This is a genomic window from Polaromonas sp. P3_B1 (assembly GCF_056402935.1).
This window is the reverse complement of the sequence record NZ_JBFUGK010000044.1, coordinates 13684-27951: the sequence shown is the minus strand read 5'-3', so window position 1 is coordinate 27951 and position 14268 is coordinate 13684. Positions and strand designations below refer to the sequence as shown.

Genomic DNA, 14268 nt, shown 5'->3' with positions numbered 1-14268 from the left:
GGCGCTTATTTCGCCCCGGCCATCGCGGCGCTCTGGGTGGCAAAGGTGATCTGGGTGAGGCCCTGGCGGCGCGCCGCTTCCATGACGGTGATGACCGCCTGGTGCGTGGCGCTGGCGTCGGCGCTGATGATGATGACGCTTTCCTTGCCGGCCTTGGCCGCCTCGGCCAGCGCGGCGCCCAGCACCTCTATGCCCCGGCCTTCGACCAGGGTCTTGTTGACCATGTATCGGCCGTCGCTGCTTACCGCGACGATGACCTCCTTGGGATAGTCACGCTGCTGTTCCGCGTCCGCCACCGGCAGCTTGACCTGCAGCTCGGTGAACTTGCTGTAGGTGGTGGACAGCATCAGGAAGATGAGCACCACGAGCAGCACGTCGATGAAGGGGATCAGGTTGATCTCCGGCTCGTCGTGGGGGTGAGGACGGAAATTCATTTGCGCAGGGTGTTGAGATGACGCACAAAGCGCTCGGCCGCCAGCTCCATGGTCAGCAGGTAGCCATCCACGCGGGCCCGGAAATAGCGCCAGAAGATCAGCGCCGGGATGGCAACCATCAGGCCGAAAGCGGTGTTGTAAAGCGCAATCGAAATACCCTGTGCGAGTTGCGCCGGGTTACCGCCCGCGCCGCTGACGCCGCCACCCTGGGAGCCGAATATTTCAATCATGCCGATCACGGTGCCCAGCAGGCCCAGCAGCGGGGCGGCGGAGGCGATGGTTGCCAGGGCCGCCAGGTAGCGCTCCAGCTTGTGCGCAGCTTGCCGCCCGGCGCCTTCCAGGATGGAGCGCAGGTCGTCCTCGCTGATGCGCGGGTTGGTGTTCAGCGCGCGGAAACCACTGGCCAGAACTTCGCCGAGCACCGAATTCTGTTCAAGTTGTGCCACGACGTCCGGCGAAGGGACGGAAGCGCGCGAAACGGTGATGGCTTCGTCAAGCAGTTTGGGAGGGGCGACTTTGCGGATTTTGAGGCTGGTGAAACGCTCGATAACCAGGGCAAGAGCCAAGACGGAACAGGCAACCAAGGGCCAGATCGGCCAGCCTGCGGCTTGTATGATCGAAAACAATGCACATCTCCAAGCAGATAATTTGTGGTGGATTATGGCTTAGAGATACTGCGGCACCGACCGATGCGCGGCACATCGCTCATGAATGTTTTCAAGATGCTGTTTTTGTCGGACATAGCCCACAGAACTTGTGGATAACTTTGTGAGCAAGTAAGGGCGGTGCGTCCGCCAAGCCGCGCCAGATCGTGCATATGACAGAACGATGAAAATTTGAGCAGAATTAAGTTATTGAAAATCAATGAGTTACACGAATTCATCGCGCCGTCCGCAGGAAACCGGGTATTCCGACCACGCAGGACGGCGCTCTGTGGAGTACTACCCTTGGCAAATCAAGGGGTTTAGCGGTGTTTGAGCCGGCTGCGCGTCCCGAGCGAGCTTTTCCGGCGGGCCGCGAAGGCGGTGTGCGCATCTGGCCGGTGGGCTCCCTGTTGCGCGCGATTGCGGACAGTCTCGAGGCGCGCTTCAACCCTGTCGCGGTGGGAGGCGAGATCAGCGGCTTCTCGCGGGCCGCCAGCGGGCACTGCTACTTTTCGCTTAAGGACGAGCAAGGGCAAATCCGCTGCGCCATGTTTCGGCGAGCGGCTGGCTTGCTTGACTTCGCCCCCTGCGACGGCCAACTGGTGGAATTGCGCGGTCGCCTGGGTGTCTACGAGCCACGCGGCGAACTGCAACTGGTGGTGGAGTCCATGCGACAGGCCGGGCAGGGCAACCTGTTTGAGCAGTTCCTGCAGCTCAAGGCCAAGCTGGAGGCCGAAGGCCTTTTTGATTCCGGCCGGAAACGCCCCTTACCCCTGTTGCCGCGCGCGATCGGCCTGGTCACTTCCCTGGGTGCTGCAGCCCTCCATGACGTTGTGAGCGCGCTGCAGCGGCGCGTTCCGCATATTCCCGTGGTGATCTACCCGGCAAGCGTGCAGGGCGCGCAGGCCGCGGGCGAATTGCGCGAGGCCCTGAACAAGGCTTTTCAGAGGCGCGACCAGGACCGGGTTGACGTTTTGCTGCTGGTGCGCGGCGGCGGCGCGATGGAAGACCTCTGGGCCTTCAATGATGAACAGCTTGCGAGAGCCATTGTGGGCTCGCCGGTGCCGGTAATCAGCGGTGTCGGCCACGAAACCGACTTCACGATTGCCGATTTCTGCGCCGATGTGCGCGCGCCTACCCCTACCGCCGCGGCCGAATTGTGCGCCCAGCCGCAAAGCCTCTGGCTCAGTGCGCTGGACCTGGCCTGGTCGCGCCTGCAAAACGGCGTGAACCGGCAGTTGCAGTCGCACAACCAGCGGCTGGACTGGGCGGCGTCCCGCGTCAGCCGGCCCTCCCACCTGGTCACTCGCCAACATGCCCGCCTGGCCGGACTGGGGCAAGGCCTGAATCACGCCATGCGCTCGGCCTTGCAGCACGAACGGCTCAGGCTGCAGTCCCTGGCGAGCGATTTTCCGCGCGAAGTCGAGGGCAGTTTGCGGCGCGGCCGGCAGCGGCTGGAGCGCGCGCAGCTGCGGCTGGAGTTGCTGGATCCCAAGCTGGTCCTCAAGCGAGGTTATGCCTGGCTGGCCGACCTGCAAGGGCAACCGATCACCAGCCCGGAGAGCACGCACCAGGGCCAGCCCGTACGCGCTACCCTTGCCGGCGGCGAGGTCGATTTGACCGTCACGGCGCGCAGGCTGATTTAGTTTTTACAATGGTCCGGACAGTGTTTGCAACCGCGTTCACAATCGTCCAACAACAGTTTATTCATCACCACGAGGAAAATCATGGAACACAAGCTCCCACCACTCCCTTACCCAATCGACGCATTGGCGCCGCATTACAGCCAGGAAGCCTTTGAGTACCACCATGGCAAGCACCACAACGCCTATGTGGTGAACCTCAACAACCTGCAAAAAGGCACCGAGTTCGAATCCATGACGCTCGAAGAGATCGTCAAAAAATCCAGCGGCGGCGTCTACAACAACGCGGCCCAGATCTGGAACCACACCTTTTTCTGGAACTGCATGAAGCCCGCCGGCGGCGGTGAGCCCGGCGGCGCGTTGGCTGCGGCCATCAACGCCAAATTCGGCTCCTACGCCGCCTTCAAGGAAGCCTTTGTCAAATCCGCCGTGGGCAATTTCGGCTCCGGCTGGACCTGGCTGGTCAAGAAAGCTGACGGCACCGTGGACATCGTCAACACCGGCCCGGCCGGCACCCCGCTGACCACTGCTGACAAGGCCCTGCTGACGGTGGATGTCTGGGAACACGCCTACTACATTGATTACCGCAACCTGCGTCCCAAGTTCGTGGAAACCTTCCTGTCCAACCTGGTCAACTGGAGCTTCGCGGAAGCCAACTTCGCCTGATTGGCGTTTACGGCGCATCCAGCGCCTGCAAAAAAGCCGGCTTGAAGCCGGCTTTTTTGTTTTGGGTGAACGGAAGAATCAGCGCCTGGCTTCAAAAAAGGGGCCGCCCAGCTTGCTGCCGGCCTTGATGCCTTTTTTGGCGAACCAGCCTTTGTTCATTTCCAGCACATAACGCACCGGCTGGGCCGAGCAATGGGCGTCCGTGGTCTGTGGTTTCATGTCGGCCAGATTCACGATGGTGCCGTCGTCCGCCACAAAGGCCGCCGTCAGGGGCAGCAGGGTGTTTTTCATCCAGAAACATTGCTGGCTGGCCTGCTCGAACACGAAGATCATGCCTTCCTGCTGCGGCATCTCCTTGCGAAACATCAGGCCGATTTGCCGCTGCTCGGGCGTGAGGGCGACCTGTGCATCAATCAGGTGCATGCCGGCCGACAGCTTGACGCGCTGCAGGTTCATCTGCGGGCCATCCTGGGACCAGGCGCATAGGGGGGAGAACAGGGCGGCCAGGGCAAAAGCGCCGGCCAGGGCCCGAAATGCCTTGCCCAAAGAGAAGGCGCCAGGGGTTGGAAACATAGAATCACCACGCATGAAGTTGACCTGCCAGCATAAACGACGCGCATAAAAAATGCCCGCACGCGGCGGGCATTCTGACCGAAGTCACCAGGAATTTACTTCTTGGCTTCAGCTTTCTTGGCGGCAGCGGCTTCAGCCTTTGCCTTCTTGGCAGCAGCTGCTTCGGCCTTCTTGGTAGCTGCGGCTTCTGCCTTTGCTTTCTTTTCAGCAGCGGCTTTTTCTTTCTTGGCGGCCTTGGCGGCAGCTTTTTCTTCCTTGGTCATCTTGGCTGGCTTGGCAGCTGCGGCAGGAGCAGCTGCAGGCGCTGGAGCAGCTGCGGCAGCAGGAGCGGAAGCAGGCTTGGCAGCGGGAGCTTGTGCGTATGCACCAACAGCGAAGAGGCCAGCGATCAGAGCAGCGAGGATTTTGTTCATTTGGAATTTCCTTGAAAACGTTATTGGAAAAAATACCCCGAACTTCTCGGAGGCCCTTCCGTAACGGAGCCCCTTCACCGGCCGTTGACACAAGCCCCCAAATTCTTTTGCTCTCTGGTTTTAAGGCTAGAATTTAGGGGTTTTTACCTAACAGCTACACGGGGTAGCTATCCTCGCTTCAGCCCTCACCGGAGACTTTTCTACATGTACCAGCACATCAAGGTGCCTGCCCAAGGCAAAAAAATCACTGTCAACGCCGACAACTCCCTGAACGTGCCTGACGAACCCGTCATCCCGTTCATCGAGGGCGACGGCACCGGTGCCGACATCACGCCGGTCATGTTGAAAGTGGTCGATGCTGCTGTTGCCAAGGCCTATGGCGGCAAGAAGAAAATCCACTGGATGGAAGTCTACGCCGGTGAAAAGTCCACCAAGGTCTACGGCCCCGACGTGTGGCTGCCCGAAGAAACCCTGCATGCCGTGCGCGACTACGTCGTCTCGATCAAGGGCCCGCTGACGACGCCCGTGGGCGGCGGCATCCGCAGCCTGAACGTCGCGCTGCGCCAGGAACTCGACCTCTACGTCTGCCTGCGCCCCATCCAGTACTTCGCGGGCGTTCCTTCCCCCGTCAAAGAGCCGCAGAAGACCAACATGGTCATCTTCCGTGAAAACTCGGAAGACATCTACGCCGGCATCGAATTCGAATCCGGCAGCGACAAGGCTAAAAAGCTCATCAAGTTCCTGCAGGACGAGATGGGTGTCAAGAAGATCCGTTTCCCGAACACCTCGGGCATCGGCATCAAGCCCGTTTCCAGCGAAGGCACCGAGCGCCTGGTTCGCAAGGCCATCCAGTACGCCATCGACAACGACAAGCCCAGCGTGACCATCGTGCACAAGGGCAACATCATGAAGTTCACCGAAGGCGGCTTCCGTGACTGGGCCTACGCCCTGGCCAAGAAGGAATTCGGCGCGGTGGAAATCGACGGCGGCCCTTGGATGAAGTTCAAGAATCCGAAGACCGGCAAGGAAATCACCGTCAAGGACAGCATCGCCGATGCCTTCCTGCAGCAAATCCTGCTGCGCCCCGCTGAATACAGCGTGATCGCCACCCTGAACCTGAACGGCGACTATGTCTCCGACGCGTTGGCGGCCCAGGTCGGCGGCATCGGCATCGCCCCCGGCGCCAACCTGAGCGACACCGTCGCCATGTTTGAAGCCACCCACGGCACGGCGCCCAAGTACGCCGGCAAGGACTATGTCAACCCGGGCTCCGAGATTCTCTCGGCCGAGATGATGTTGCGCCACATGGGCTGGACCGAGGCTGCCGACCTGATCATCAGCTCGATGGAAAAATCCATCGAGTCCAAGAAGGTCACTTATGACTTCGCGCGCCTCATGGAAGGCGCAACGCAAGTCAGCTGCTCCGGCTTCGGCCAGGTCATGATCGACCACATGTAAAGCAGCGGGCCCAGCCCTCTATTTTGAAGCCGCCCGGGAGTAATCCCGAGGCGGTTTTTTCATGTCCGCGAAATAAGCAAAAAATCACGCTTGAATGTCTCGTTCCCGCCACCAATTTCCCTATCCGGCGCACTGGGCTATATCGGTGGCTAGAATGAATTCCATGGCAACCAAGTCTCCCAAATCCCCCAGTTCTCCGGCGCAGCCGCCAGCCCCCGCCGTCAGGCCGGACAACGGCGTCGGAGGGGATTCGGTCGTGCTGGAGCGCCGCCCGCAAAAAACCAAGCCACCGCAGATGTACCAGGTGGTTCTCCTCAACGACGATTACACCCCGATGGAATTCGTGGTGGTGGTCATCCAGGAGTTTTTCAACAAGGACCGCGAAACCGCCACGCAAATCATGCTGAAGATCCACCTGGACGGCAAAGGCGTCTGCGGGGTTTTCTCCAAGGATGTGGCCGCCACCAAGGTCGACCAGGTCACCGAAGCCGCCCGCAAGAACGGCCATCCGCTGCAGTGTGTCAGCGAGCCCATTGAATAATCGCGAATCCGGCCAATATTTGAACTATCAGTCAGTTAAGTTAACCCAAGCAAGCCGAAAGGAAGATCAATGATTGCCCAGGAACTAGAAGTCAGCTTGCACATGGCGTTTGTCGAGGCGCGTCAGCAGCGCCACGAGTTCATCACCGTTGAGCACCTCCTGCTTGCCTTGCTGGACAACCCCAGTGCCGCCGAAGTGCTGCGCGCGTGCTCCGCGAATGTCGACGATTTGCGCAAATCGCTTGCCAATTTCATCAAGGACAACACCCCGCAGGTCGCGGGCACCGACGACGTCGACACGCAGCCCACGCTGGGCTTCCAGCGCGTGATCCAGCGCGCCATCATGCACGTGCAGTCCACCGGCAACGGCAAGAAGGAAGTCACCGGCGCCAACGTGCTGGTCGCCATCTTTGGCGAAAAAGACTCGCATGCCGTGTATTACCTCCACCAGCAGGGCGTCACCCGCCTGGATGTGGTGAACTTCATCGCTCACGGCATCAAGAAGAGCGACCCCCCCGAGCCCGCCAAGGCCGGTGAGAGCGCGGCCGAGAACGAAGAGGGCGCCGAGAAGAACGAAAAGGCTTCTCCGCTGGAGCAATTCACCGTCAACCTGAACCAGCTCGCCAAGGACGGCAAGATCGACCCGCTGATCGGCCGCCAGTACGAAGTCGAGCGCGTCATCCAGATCCTCTGCCGCCGCCGCAAGAACAACCCGCTGCTGGTGGGTGAAGCCGGTGTGGGCAAGACCGCCATCGCCGAGGGCCTGGCCTGGCGCATCACGCAAAAAGACGTGCCCGAAATCCTGGCCGAAGCCAATGTCTACTCGCTGGACATGGGCGCCTTGCTCGCGGGCACCAAATACCGCGGCGATTTCGAGCAGCGCCTGAAGGGCGTGCTCAAGGCGCTGAAGGACAAGCCCAACGGCATCCTCTTCATCGATGAAATCCACACCCTGATCGGCGCCGGTGCGGCCTCGGGCGGCACGCTGGACGCGTCCAACCTGCTCAAGCCCGCGCTCAGCTCGGGCCAGCTCAAGTGCATTGGCGCGACCACTTTCACCGAGTATCGCGGCATCTTCGAAAAAGACGCGGCCCTGTCGCGCCGTTTCCAGAAGGTCGACGTGGTCGAGCCCACGGTGCAGGAAACCGTGGAAATCCTCAAGGGCCTGAAGTCGCGCTTCGAAGAGCACCACAGCGTCAAGTACGCCGTGGCGGCCCTGCAGGCAGCGGCCGAGCTCAGTGCCAAGTACATCAACGACCGCCACCTGCCCGACAAGGCGATTGACGTGATCGATGAAGCCGGCGCCGCCCAGCGGATCCTGCCCGCGTCCAAGCGCAAGAAAACCATCAGCAAGGCCGAGGTCGAAGAGATCGTGGCCAAGATCGCCCGCATCCCGCCCGCCAACGTGTCCAACGACGACCGCGGCAAGCTGAAAACGCTGGAACGCGACCTGAAAAGCGTGGTGTTCGGCCAGGACAAGGCGCTGGACGTGCTCGCCTCCGCCGTCAAGATGGCGCGCTCGGGCCTGGGCAAGGACGACAAGCCTATCGGTTCCTTCCTGTTCTCCGGCCCCACCGGCGTCGGCAAGACGGAAGCGGCCAAGCAACTGGCCTACATCATGGGCATTGAGCTGATCCGCTTCGACATGTCCGAGTACATGGAGCGCCATGCCGTGAGCCGCCTGATTGGCGCGCCCCCGGGTTACGTCGGTTTCGACCAGGGCGGCCTGCTGACCGAGGCCATCACCAAGAAGCCGCATGCCGTGCTGCTGCTCGACGAGATCGAAAAGGCGCATCCGGACATCTTCAACGTGCTGCTGCAGGTCATGGACCACGGCACGCTGACGGACAACAACGGGCGCAAGGCCGATTTCCGCAATGTCATCATCGTCATGACCACCAACGCCGGTGCCGAGACGATGAACAAGGCGACCATCGGCTTTACCAACCCGCGCGAGTCCGGCGACGAGATGGCCGACATCAAGCGCCTGTTCACGCCCGAGTTCCGCAACCGCCTGGACGCGACGGTGAGCTTCAAGGCGCTCGACGAGGCCGTCATCCTGCGCGTGGTCGACAAGTTCCTGCTGCAGCTCGAAACCCAGCTGGCCGAGAAGAAGGTCGAAGTCACCTTCACCGACACGCTGCGCAAGTACCTCGGCAAGAAGGGCTTTGATCCGCTGATGGGTGCGCGTCCGATGCAGCGCCTGATCCAGGACACGATTCGCCGCGCCCTGGCCGACGAGCTGCTGTTCGGCCGTCTGGTCGACGGCGGGCGCCTCACGGTCGATATGAAAGTGACGACTGACGAAAAAGGCGTGGAAACTGGCGAAGTCGAGCTCGACATTCAGCCCTTGCCCAAGAAAGAGGGCAAGGCCAAACCTGAAGCCGAGGCAGCCGAGACCAGCTGAGGCAGGCAGCCCAGGCGCTGATTTTTCAGCGCCTGCCTGAAGCAGGCATAAAGGCCGGTAGCATCGCGCTATCGGCCTTTTTTCATGTCCGCCAGCGCCGCCACCAACCCTTTCAGCCAGCCTTGACGCTTCCCGAACTCAGCTCCGAATGGAAAACCGGCCTTTCCGTGGCCTGGAGCGCCTATATCGCGGTGCTGTCCATCTGGATCGTGATGCAAAAGCGTGCCCCGGTGTCCACCATGAGCTGGATACTGTCGCTGGCCTTGCTGCCCTTCGCGGGCTTCGTTATCTATTACTTTCTCGGCCCCCAGCGCCTGAAAAAACAGCGTCTCAAGCGCCTGCGCAGCCGTGCCGGCGAGCGCGCGGGCGCGGACCTGGCCCTGCTGCGCGAGGCCGCCGAGAAGGCGCCCGCAGCCCTGCGGCAAATGGCGGCGCTGGGCACTGCCGCCTGCGGCCTGCCGGTGTCCAGCGCGACCTCGGTCAAGTTGCTCTCGGGCGGCGTGCGCACCTTTGACAGCATCTTCAAGGCGATTCGCGACGCGCGCGACCACGTCCACCTCGAGTACTACATCTTCGAGCCCGACCAGATCGGCACCTTGCTGCGCGACCTGCTGGTGCAAAAAGCCGGGCAGGGCGTCACCGTGCGCCTGCTGGTCGACGCGCTGGGCTCCAAACGCCTGGGTGGCAAATTTTTGGCGCCGCTGCTGGCCGCCGGGGGCCATGTCGCGTTTTTCCACGACACCCGTATAGGCCGGCGGCTGCGCCCGGTGACCAACTACCGCACCCACCGCAAGATCGTGGTCTGCGACGGCAGCATAGGCTTTACCGGCGGCGTCAATATCACCGACGAAGAAGACCGGCGCACCCGCCGCGACGCTTACCACGACGTGCACCTGCGCATTGAAGGCAGCGCCGTGCGCTGGCTGCAGACCACCTTCCTCGAAGACTGGGCCTACACCACCGGCAAGTCCCCCAACGACGGGCAGCGCGCCTCGCCGCAACTGCTGCCGCAGCTGCAGCCCGCGGCCGAAGCCGGCGACATCCCGGTGCAGATCGTCACCAGCGGGCCCGACACCACGCTGGAGCCCATACACCGCATGCAGGTCGCGGCCATCAATGCCTCCACTCAGCGCGCCTGGCTGACCACGCCGTATTTCGTGCCCGGCGAGCCGGCCCTGATGGCGCTCACCAGCGCCGCGCTGCGCGGCGTCGACGTGCGCCTGCTGCTGCCGCGCCGCAGCGACAGCCTGATCGTCAGCGCCGCCGCGCGTTCTTACTACGACGAGCTGATCGCCGCCGGCGTCCAGGTCTGGGAATACAAGGCCCGCATGCTGCATTCCAAGACCCTGGTGGTCGACGATAACTGCGCCATGGCCGGCACCGCCAATTTCGACAACCGCAGCTTCCGCCTGAATTTCGAGGTCATGGCCGTCGTCTACGGCCCAGCCCTGGCCGGGCCGCTGGCCGCCCAATTTGAAACTGACCTGCGCAGCGCGGCTGCCGTGCGCGCCAACAGGCCGCAGCGCTTCCTGATGCGGCTGGCCGACGCCACGGCGCGGCTATTCTCCCCCTTGCTTTAAATCCTTTCCGAGACGCTCCATGGCCTCGCACACCTTTCTCTGGCACGACTACGAGACTTTCGGCATCAACCCGCGGCGAGACCGGCCCGCGCAGTTCGCCGGCATACGCACCGACGCCGAGCTCAACGAAATCGGCGAACCCTTGATGCTGTATTGCAAGCCCGCCAGCGACTACCTTCCCGACCCGGAGTCCTGCCTGCTCACCGGCATCACGCCCCAGCTGTGCCTGGAGCGCGGCGTGGCCGAGCATGAATTCGCGGCCCGCATCGAGGCTGTGCTGGCCGAGCCCGGCACCATAGGCGTGGGCTACAACACCATCCGTTTTGACGACGAAGTCACGCGCCACCTGTTCTGGCGCAACCTGATAGACCCCTATGCGCGTGAGTGGCAGAACGACTGCGGCCGCTGGGATCTGCTGGACGTGGTGCGCATGGCCTACGCCCTTCGGCCCGAAGGCATCGCCTGGCCGCGCAAGCCCGATGAACGTTTTCCGGACGATCCCAAGGTGACACGCCCCAGCTTCAAGCTCGAAGACCTGGCGCGCGCCAACGGCCTGATGCACGATGCGGCGCATGACGCGCTGTCCGACGTGCGCGCCACTATCGCGCTGGCGCGGCTGATCCGCCAGGCCCAGCCCAAGCTCTTTGATTTTGCCCTGAGCCTGCACAAGAAGGACCGTGTGGCCACCGAACTCGGCCTGCCCACCAGCCCGCAGACGGCTCAGCCTTTTTTGCACATCTCAGGCATGTTCCCGCCTGAGCGCGGCTGCCTGGCCGTCATGTGGCCGCTGGCCACGCATCCCACCAACAAAAACGAGTTGCTCGCCTGGGACCTGTCGCAAGACCCGAGCGAACTGCCTATGCTGGACGTCGCCACGCTGCGCCAGCGCCTGTTCAGCCGCTCCGCCGACCTGCCCGAGGGCGTGCAACGCCTGCCCATCAAGTCGGTGCACCTCAACAAGTCGCCCATGGTGGTGCGCAAGCTTGCCACCCTGACGCCGGATATGGCGGCCCAGTGGGGCGTGGACATTCCCGCGGCCCTGCGCAATGCCGAAAAAGCCGCAGGCCTGCCCGACATGAGCGCCATCTGGCCCGAGGTCTTCCAGCGCCCCAAGGAGGGTACGCCCGACGTCGACGAAGACCTTTACGGCGGTTTTGTCGGCAACGCCGACCGGCGCCGCCTGAACCAGTTGCGCGCCCTGTCGCCCGCAGAACTCGCCCATAGCCGCACCGGCTTTGACGACGAGCGGCTCGAGGAAATACTGTTCCGCTACCGCGCCCGCAATTTTCCCGAGACCCTGTCGCCTGAAGACGCCGAACGCTGGGAGGCGCACCGGGTTGCGTGGCTGCTCGAAGGCGAGGGTGGGGCGCGGAATGTCGATGCGTTGTTTGCGCGGATTGATGTGCTCTCGGAAACCGCCGATGAGCGCGGCGAGGCGATCCTGGGTGCGCTGTATGACTATGCCGAGGCGATAGCGCCGGAGGTCTAGGCGCCGGTCTTGCTCCGGCGGGGGCGCGCTCTTCTAAGTTCAGTTGGCCGGGGGTAGCCCGGCAGCTACTCACTTTTCTTTTGCTTCGCCAAAAGAAAAGTAAGCAAAAGAAAAGGCGACCCTGGTTGCTGCGTCCCTCCGCTTCGCTACGGGCAACCTGCGGTGCTCGGTTCAGGCGGGGTCTCGCTAAACTCGCTTCGCTCAAACAACGCGATCCCTGATCCGCCTGAACCTCCGCTCCTCGGCGCATCCACAAGGGGTGGGAGAAAAATACCAATACCTAAAACCACAAGGACACGCCATGGCGTGTCCTTGTTTGTATTTGTCTTCTTTGTCTTTTGGTATTCGGTTCCCGATCCCGATTGCCCCGTCCTGGCTGGACCGAGGAGCGCAGAGACAAGCGGATCAGGGCTGGCGTTGTTTGAGCGGAGTGAAACGGAGCGAGTTTAGCCAGACCCCGCTTGGCTCGAGCACCGCAGGTTGCCCGCAGCGCAGCGAAGGGACCCAGACTGCGGGTCGCCTTTCTTTTGCTTACTTTTGGTGTTTGCGTAACTTCGCTTCGCGAAGTGAGCAAACCCCGCGCGCGTAGCGCGCCTTTGGCAAACAAAGAAAACCCGCTTTGCGGGTTTCGGTAAAAGTGAGTTGCCGCCGGGCAACCCCCGGCCAGCAGAACTCAGAAGAGGGAGCGCCCGCTGGAGCAAGACAGGCCTCAAGCCGCGGCGCGTTCCGCCGCATGCTCCGCATAAGCCCTGCCGAAGCGGTTGGCCAAAAAGTTCCCCAGCGCAATCTCCTCCTGCCGCACAAACCCCCGTGCCGGCAGCTTCCCAGTTGCCAGCAAATCCAGCACCGCGCAGATACCAGAAGCCGTGGTCACCTGGATCGCGCTGCGCAGCACGCCGTCCACTACCTGGCTATACACCTTGTGGGCATAGGTCTCCTGCATCAGCCGGCCTTCGCGCTGGCCGCTCACCGTGACAAACACAATGACCACGTCCTGCAGCGTGACGGGCAGGGCGTTTTCCAGCAGGTCTTTGAGCACGTGGCGGCGCTCGCGCAGGCGCAGGTCGTTGAGCAGCACCTTCATGATGGCCGCGTGGCCCGGGTAGCGTATGGTCTTGTAGTTGAGGTGGGTGACCTTGCCCTGCAGCGTTTCGCACAGCGTGCCCAGCCCGCCCGAGGTGTTGAAGGCCTCGTAGGTCACGCCGTCCAGCGAGAACTCCTCATGCTCGGCCAGCGGCGGTACCTGGCGCAGCACGCCTTCGACAATCGCCTCGCAGGGCTCGCAATACTCGTTGATGACGCCGTCGGTGCTCCAGGTCAGGTTGTAGTTGAGCGCGTTCGACGGGAACTGCGGCAGCGCGCCGACCCGCATGCGCACGCTGTGCAGGCTGTCAAAGCGCCGGCACAGGTCGGCCGCGACGATGGAGACAAAACCCGGCGCCAGGCCGCACTGCGGGATCAGCGCCGAGCGCGCGCCGGCAGCCGCCAGCTCTTTCACGCGCCGCGTGCTCGCCACGTCTTCGGTGAGGTCCAGGTAGTGCACGCCCTGCGCCACGGCGGCTTCGGCAATCGCCGTGGTCAGGTGAAACGGCGCCGCGCTGAGCACCGCATACTGCCCGGCCAGCGCGGCGCGCAGGGCCACCGGGTTGCTGATGTCCAGCGCCAGCCGCTGCACGCGCGGGCCGGTTGCGATGCCCGCCAGCGCTGCCGGCGAGGCGTCGGTGACCGTCACCGAATAGTCCTGGGTGGCACCCAGCAGCGCGGCAATGGCTGAGCCGATTTTGCCGGCGCCTGCGACCATGATCTTTTTCATGAGGGTCTCCTTGGTGCCCCCGATGCGGAAGCTTGACCCATTGTGGAAGGCTGTGCAGGCAGTTACCAGTATCAATTTAGACAAAATAACGCCATACTTTAGGCAAATTCCCTATCTAAATGAGCGATTTAACTAACTTGGATGCACGCCATGCAACTCGACGCCATAGACCAGACCCTGCTTGCCGAGCTGCGCGACAACGCGCGTTGCCCCATGGCCTTGCTGGCGCGCAAGGTTGGCTTGTCGCGCACGGCGGTGCAGGCTCGCATCACGCGGCTGGAACGCGACAAGGTCATCACCGGCTACGGTGCGCGCACCGGTGAGGCTTATGAACAGTCGCAGGTGTCGGCCCATGTGATGCTCACCGTCGGCCCCAAGCTCACGGGCACGGTGGAGGCTGCGCTGCGCAAGATTCCCGAGGTGCGGTCCCTGCTGTCCATCAGCGGCACCTACGACATGATCGCCATCGTGCAGGCCGGCTCCATCGAAAGGCTGGATGCGCTGATAGACGGCATAGGCCTGCTCGACGGGGTGGAGCGCACGCATACCTCGGTGGTGCTGTCGACGCGTATCCAGCGCTGAGGAGGGCGCGGCCGCCTGGTCATGCC

At 62.7% G+C, this 14268-nt stretch carries 13 protein-coding genes; 8 read left to right on the top strand and 5 right to left on the bottom strand.

The features are described from left to right. Nucleotides 1-5: 5 nt before the first annotated feature. Nucleotides 6-434 carry an ExbD/TolR family protein gene (locus AC1DXS_RS21255; RefSeq protein ID WP_411882331.1) on the bottom strand — a complete coding sequence of 143 codons (429 nt, stop codon included), beginning with the start codon at nt 432-434 and terminating at the stop codon, nt 6-8. Next, nucleotides 431-1060: a MotA/TolQ/ExbB proton channel family protein gene (locus AC1DXS_RS21250; RefSeq protein WP_477739447.1), complete on the bottom strand. Its 630-nt coding sequence runs from the start codon at nt 1058-1060 to the stop codon at nt 431-433. The genes AC1DXS_RS21255 and AC1DXS_RS21250 overlap by 4 nt, the downstream gene beginning before the upstream one ends. Nucleotides 1061-1404: 344 nt before the next feature. On the opposite strand from AC1DXS_RS21250, the gene xseA reads away from it, so the two are divergent. Further along, complete coding sequence (gene xseA, locus AC1DXS_RS21245; RefSeq protein ID WP_477739446.1) at nt 1405-2724, top strand: exodeoxyribonuclease VII large subunit; 1320 nt, start codon at nt 1405-1407, stop codon at nt 2722-2724. Between the two features lie 81 nt (nt 2725-2805). Further along, nucleotides 2806-3387 (top strand): Fe-Mn family superoxide dismutase, encoded by a 582-nt coding sequence (locus tag AC1DXS_RS21240; RefSeq protein WP_074574173.1) that lies wholly within the window; start codon nt 2806-2808, stop codon nt 3385-3387. 78 nt (nt 3388-3465) lie between these two features. Here the strand turns inward: AC1DXS_RS21240 and AC1DXS_RS21235 are convergent, their stop codons facing one another. Both AC1DXS_RS21235 and AC1DXS_RS21230 read right to left on the bottom strand, forming a co-directional pair. Continuing rightward, entirely contained in the window at nt 3466-3960 is a 495-nt protein-coding gene (locus tag AC1DXS_RS21235) for a DUF192 domain-containing protein (RefSeq protein ID WP_477739445.1), read from the bottom strand. A 95-nt stretch (nt 3961-4055) separates the two neighbouring features. Beyond that, a complete protein-coding gene (locus AC1DXS_RS21230) occupies nt 4056-4373 on the bottom strand; it encodes a cell envelope biogenesis protein TolA (protein ID WP_477739444.1) in 318 nt (105 codons plus the stop codon). Between the two features lie 204 nt (nt 4374-4577). Here AC1DXS_RS21230 and icd point away from each other — a divergent pair, with 204 nt between their 5' ends. The 5 genes from icd (at nt 4578) to sbcB (ending at nt 11847) form a co-directional block, all read left to right on the top strand. After that, on the top strand, nt 4578-5831 hold the full coding sequence (gene icd, locus AC1DXS_RS21225) for an NADP-dependent isocitrate dehydrogenase (RefSeq protein WP_477739443.1): 1254 nt from the start codon (nt 4578-4580) through the stop codon (nt 5829-5831). Nucleotides 5832-5994: 163 nt separating this feature from the next. Continuing rightward, nucleotides 5995-6372, top strand: a complete 378-nt coding sequence (clpS, locus tag AC1DXS_RS21220) for an ATP-dependent Clp protease adapter ClpS (RefSeq protein WP_477739442.1) — start codon at nt 5995-5997, stop codon at nt 6370-6372. Between the two features lie 69 nt (nt 6373-6441). Continuing rightward, entirely contained in the window at nt 6442-8778 is a 2337-nt protein-coding gene (clpA, locus tag AC1DXS_RS21215) for an ATP-dependent Clp protease ATP-binding subunit ClpA (RefSeq protein ID WP_477739441.1), read from the top strand. Nucleotides 8779-8900: 122 nt separating this feature from the next. Next, on the top strand, nt 8901-10358 hold the full coding sequence (gene cls / locus AC1DXS_RS21210; protein WP_477739440.1) for a cardiolipin synthase: 1458 nt from the start codon (nt 8901-8903) through the stop codon (nt 10356-10358). Nucleotides 10359-10377: 19 nt separating this feature from the next. Further along, nucleotides 10378-11847, top strand: a complete 1470-nt coding sequence (sbcB, locus tag AC1DXS_RS21205; RefSeq protein WP_477739439.1) for an exodeoxyribonuclease I — start codon at nt 10378-10380, stop codon at nt 11845-11847. Nucleotides 11848-12556: 709 nt separating this feature from the next. On the opposite strand, the gene AC1DXS_RS21200 is transcribed toward sbcB, so the two are convergent. Continuing rightward, nucleotides 12557-13660 carry a saccharopine dehydrogenase family protein gene (locus AC1DXS_RS21200; protein WP_477739438.1) on the bottom strand — a complete coding sequence of 368 codons (1104 nt, stop codon included), beginning with the start codon at nt 13658-13660 and terminating at the stop codon, nt 12557-12559. Nucleotides 13661-13810: 150 nt separating this feature from the next. Between AC1DXS_RS21200 and AC1DXS_RS21195 the strand changes: the two genes are divergently transcribed. Continuing rightward, nucleotides 13811-14242: an Lrp/AsnC family transcriptional regulator gene (locus AC1DXS_RS21195; protein ID WP_477664842.1), complete on the top strand. Its 432-nt coding sequence runs from the start codon at nt 13811-13813 to the stop codon at nt 14240-14242. The last annotated feature ends 26 nt before the right edge of the window (nt 14243-14268 follow it).

Coding starts and splice junctions, on each gene's coding strand:
- AC1DXS_RS21255 (WP_411882331.1), bottom strand. CDS start 434: ATGAATTTCCGTCCTCACCCCCACGACGAGCCGGAGATCAACCTGATC.
- AC1DXS_RS21240 (WP_074574173.1), top strand. CDS start 2,806: ATGGAACACAAGCTCCCACCACTCCCTTACCCAATCGACGCATTGGCG.
- AC1DXS_RS21235 (WP_477739445.1), bottom strand. CDS start 3,960: ATGTTTCCAACCCCTGGCGCCTTCTCTTTGGGCAAGGCATTTCGGGCC.
- AC1DXS_RS21230 (WP_477739444.1), bottom strand. CDS start 4,373: ATGAACAAAATCCTCGCTGCTCTGATCGCTGGCCTCTTCGCTGTTGGT.
- icd (WP_477739443.1), top strand. CDS start 4,578: ATGTACCAGCACATCAAGGTGCCTGCCCAAGGCAAAAAAATCACTGTC.
- clpS (WP_477739442.1), top strand. CDS start 5,995: ATGGCAACCAAGTCTCCCAAATCCCCCAGTTCTCCGGCGCAGCCGCCA.
- clpA (WP_477739441.1), top strand. CDS start 6,442: ATGATTGCCCAGGAACTAGAAGTCAGCTTGCACATGGCGTTTGTCGAG.
- sbcB (WP_477739439.1), top strand. CDS start 10,378: ATGGCCTCGCACACCTTTCTCTGGCACGACTACGAGACTTTCGGCATC.
- AC1DXS_RS21200 (WP_477739438.1), bottom strand. CDS start 13,660: ATGAAAAAGATCATGGTCGCAGGCGCCGGCAAAATCGGCTCAGCCATT.
- AC1DXS_RS21195 (WP_477664842.1), top strand. CDS start 13,811: ATGCAACTCGACGCCATAGACCAGACCCTGCTTGCCGAGCTGCGCGAC.